The organism is Porcincola sp. LCP21S3_C12, assembly GCF_052118625.1.
Taxonomy (GTDB): domain Bacteria; phylum Bacillota; class Clostridia; order Lachnospirales; family Lachnospiraceae; genus Porcincola.
Genome location: NZ_JBQKGW010000042.1, coordinates 1 through 4,266 on the forward strand (window position 1 = coordinate 1; position 4,266 = coordinate 4,266).

The 4,266-nt window shown below is 36.0% G+C and carries 3 protein-coding genes; all 3 read left to right on the forward strand.

The genetic code is table 11. From position 1 onward, the window contains the following. The first annotated feature begins 149 nt into the window (after nucleotides 1-149). The 3 genes from ACTQ1N_RS12390 to ACTQ1N_RS12400 all read left to right on the forward strand — a co-directional run bounded on the left by ACTQ1N_RS12390 (nucleotide 150) and on the right by ACTQ1N_RS12400 (nucleotide 4,147). Nucleotides 150-749, forward strand: a complete 600-nt coding sequence (locus tag ACTQ1N_RS12390; RefSeq protein WP_441956963.1) for a hypothetical protein — start codon at nucleotides 150-152, stop codon at nucleotides 747-749. A gap of 653 nt (nucleotides 750-1,402) precedes the next feature. After that, nucleotides 1,403-2,641, forward strand: coding sequence for a glycosyltransferase family 4 protein (locus ACTQ1N_RS12395; protein ID WP_441956964.1), 1,239 nt, complete (start codon nucleotides 1,403-1,405; stop codon nucleotides 2,639-2,641). 39 nt (nucleotides 2,642-2,680) lie between these two features. Beyond that, nucleotides 2,681-4,147: an oligosaccharide flippase family protein gene (locus ACTQ1N_RS12400; protein WP_441956965.1), complete on the forward strand. Its 1,467-nt coding sequence runs from the start codon at nucleotides 2,681-2,683 to the stop codon at nucleotides 4,145-4,147. Nucleotides 4,148-4,266: the final 119 nt, after the last annotated feature.

Genomic DNA, 4,266 nt, shown 5'->3' on the forward strand with positions numbered 1-4,266 from the left:
TGACTGATCTCTTTGCAAGCCGGGATGCAACCTCCCGGCAGGTATTTGATTAGTAACCATTATGGCCTCAGGCCAGAACGAGAGGGGTTGCATCTCGTTTTACAGTTGAGGCCAACGATGAGTATGAAAAATACATTCCAGAAATTAAGATGCTTTGCAAAGAAAATTTTGGTGCACTATGCCATGTTACTATTCCGAGAAAAGAAAACGATAAAAACATCCCATTACTGTCAAGCCATAGCATGGAAGAATTTAGTAATATTTGGTCTACCTTTAATTCTGAATTATTCGCTTTTAAAAAGTCGATTTGGGGTGTTAAAAGAAATGAGTTTTGTCACGCAGGTGAGTGGAGTGGCTTATTAAATCTAGGCACTGGTATATGGACACCTTGCTACAGTATTAGAGCACAGAAGCGTAATATGTTTAAGAATCCTGATGAACCTTTTGTATTTTATCCAGTTGGACATCACTGTAATATGCCCCACTGCTATAATGGTCATTCATTCCTTTCTATGGGTGATATTCCGGAGATTGATACCTACCGATATGATCAGTTAAGAGATCGTACATGTGAAGATGGCGCTACTTGGTTAACGGATGATACAAGAAATTTTTATCATGGTAGACTCAATGATGGAAAACTTGAAAGGTATTCACAGCAAGACAAGTTGAAATTCAGTTCAATAAAAACAAAAACAATAGTTAATAATATAATTGCAAAAGCTACACATAACACGGATATATTATAAATATACAATACAATAATCATCTGCTTAAGGCTGCAATATTTATTTTTTATATATATTATAATTATCCATCAGTAGCGATTACACTGTACTCGTTTCTAAAGCATATTTATTGGACTGCGGATTAATTTTATAGTAGTAAAAAAGCTGACTTTTTATCCGTAATCAAGAATAAAATTTATTTCTATACGGTTCTCGAAGGCGATATGCATCTTCTTGTATTTGGACATCTATATCTTATTATAAGGTCATATTGTAATTGGAATAAAATCTACAAAAACATATTGCTACATATTTTTTGTATTCGCATGGGGCACCGTCGAACTGCCAGGTTTGTGAAGCTGAACAACTTTTTTTTCAATGATCTGCCAGAAAGGTGTTATACCGCGAACGGCTTTCTATATGAGGGGCATTTGATAAGTTGTCTGCCATGACACTACAGTGTTCATACTGCCTTGCCGCTTTGCTATTTCATCATATGCGAAGGGGGATCATGTCAAGAACGCAGAGGAATAGTGTCTTCCTAGATGGTCGTTATACTTCACCAAGCGATCATTTTCAACGCGTCAGTGGCTGTTGGTCGGTGTAAAATACATGCAATGGTTAAGAAAAGAAAAATATATTGATAATATCTAAGTAAGGAGATCATAGTCACCATGAAAATATTACATATCTGTACAGGATGGCCACTTTCTTATAAAGGTGGAATCACTAACTACGTTAGATCAATTGCTTATGCTCAGTATAAAAATGGGCACGATGTTTCGGTGCTTGGAAGGGAGGATAAAGATAAATATCCTTTTAGGTATATAAATTATTCTTTCGATAAAATCAAACCATTTACATATATGCCGCTTGTTGATAAAAGTGGGCTGAATTGGATAAATAAATTATTGTGCGAAGAAAACTATGATATTATCCATATACACGCATTGGAATATGTTGATTGGGATCTTTATCAAATATTAAAAGGAAAGCATTATGTAGTTAGCTTACATGACTATTGCTTTATTTGTCCAAGAATATACATGTTTACACCACAGAACACTGTATGTGAGAAATATGATGAGATAAAGTGCAATAAATGCTTTAGCTATCTTGACCGGTATAAAATATTTAGAGGAGGAATTAAGATTATAAATAAAGCATTGCATACGAAATTAAGTGTACCGTATATACCACAAAAGATAGCATCGACAAGATACAAGAAATATAGTGAACTTCTAAATTCTGCTGACTATATACTGCCTGTTTCCCAAAAGGTAGATGAGATATATAAAGCCTCGGGAATAACTGCTAAAAGCAAAGTTTTGCATATAGGAAATGGCTCTGCAGATGAGTTTAAAGAAGATTTTCAGTATGACTTAAATCCACATATATTTAAGATTGTTTTTCTGGGACGTCTATCTGAGTATAAAGGTGTGGATTTATTCTTAAATATTGCAAAACACTACAAAGCATCAACTTCAGTACAGTTTTATTTCCTAGGACGATCGGGGGAGTATGCAGATAAACTTAAAGAATGCGGAATAATAGATCGCGGAGCATATAATCCACGAGAATTATCATCATTATTACAGGAGTACGACTTGGGTATGGTACTCTCTATTTGGCATGACAATGGTCCCCAAGTTGTAATGGAATTACTAAATAATCATGTTCCAGTGATTGGGACAAAAATGGGTGGAATTCCAGACTTTGTTAATAACAGTAATGGGTTTATTTTTAATCCTTATGATAGCTCTGATATATCTGAATTATATTCATTCATAGATAATCTGACGCCTGAGAGAATATTTCAATTAAAGAAGAATATACACAGGACTGTAACCCCCCAAGAACATTATGATGAGTTGATGAAGGTCTATAATGATGTATTGTCTCGGGCTCAATAATATCGACTTTATAAATGTAATAAGATGACTTAAATAGATATGAATAAAAAGATAAAACAGCATTCAGTCAAATATAATTTTATAATGAATTTTATTTTGACTGCGTCAAATTTCATTTTTCCACTGATAACTTTTCCATATGTATCCAGGATTTTGTTGGCTTCCGGTAATGGCAAAGTAAATTTTGCCGCTTCTGTTGCAAACTATTTTATGATGGTCGCATCACTTGGAATCCCGACATACGGTATCAGAGCTTGCGCAAAGGTACGGGATGATAAGGAGGCTCTTTCTAAAACTGCACAAGAGATATTAATAATAAATTTTGTATCAACGATTCTGGTCACGCTTACATATCTTGTATGTATTTTTACTGTACCAAAGTTTTCACAGGATAAATTACTCTACCTGATTGAGGGTGTCAATATTGTATTAAATATGTTTGGTGCGAACTGGATTTATCAGGCACTGGAACAGTATGACTATATAACTGTTCGCTCTTTAGTTTTTAAATTTGTCTCGATGATCTTGATGTTTCTTTTAGTTCATCAACCGAGTGACTACAGGGTATATGCTGCTATTACAGTTCTGGCGGCGGTTGGATCAAATGTTCTGAACTTCATTCGACTTAGAAGGTTTATTATATTCAGAAAATTTAAAGACTATGAGTTTAAGAAGCACCTTAAGCCAATACTTGTCCTATTTGCACAGAACGTAACAGTATCTATCTATACTAATCTTGACACTGTTATGCTCGGATTTATGAAGAGTGATGAAGCTGTGGGACTTTATACTGCTTCAGTCAAGATCAAGAGTATTTTATTAAGCGTCGTAGCATCATTAGGAAGTGTATTGTTGCCACGCATGTCGTATTATGTGAAAAAAAATGCAAAAGCCAAATTTTACGCATTACTTCGATTAGCAGTTAATGCTGAACTGCTTATGTCATTCCCGCTTGCGGTGTACTTTTCCATTGAATCACGTAATTCAATATTGTTTTTAGCTGGCAAAGGATATTTAGGTGCAATCCCGGCCATGGCTATAATAACCATCGCAATTATCCCCAATGGGCTTACTGGAGTTATAGGTATACAAACTCTTACACCTCTTAACAGGGAGAAACAGGTATTGTATTCAGTTATTGTGGGGGCCGTTTCTGATTTTGTGTTGAATCTACTGATGATCCCACAATGGGGAGCAGCTGGTGCAGCACTAGCCACAACGATTGCCGAATTTTTGGTGCTCCTAGTTCAGATCGTTTTGGCAAGAGATATTTTACAGAATGTTGCTCGCCATATTCAGATAGCTAAATATCTGTCAATAACTGTAGCTGCTGCAATTCCGACTTTTATCCTCACGCAACGTCTGGAATGCAATGTCTTCATTAATCTCGTAATTACAGCAGTCGTGTTTTTCGGGATCTATGTCCTGATATTGTATTTTGTCAAAGACGAATTACTGAATAGAGCATTGGATAATAAGGTTACAAGAAAATTAATTCGGAAGTAAATGTATATTGCATTTTGCGGGCGCCGGCGGTCGCTGATGCGTTGACCACCGGTCGCGGCGCGGTTATTGAACGGTCGGCTGGCGGAGCCGGTCAGGACTGTTTATGAGTGTGATCATTC

Excerpts from the sequence above, each read along its gene's own strand:
- ACTQ1N_RS12390 (WP_441956963.1), top strand. The coding sequence starts at position 150 with ATGCTTTGCAAAGAAAATTTTGGTGCACTATGCCATGTTACTATTCCG.
- ACTQ1N_RS12395 (WP_441956964.1), top strand. The coding sequence starts at position 1,403 with ATGAAAATATTACATATCTGTACAGGATGGCCACTTTCTTATAAAGGT.
- ACTQ1N_RS12400 (WP_441956965.1), top strand. The coding sequence starts at position 2,681 with ATGAATAAAAAGATAAAACAGCATTCAGTCAAATATAATTTTATAATG.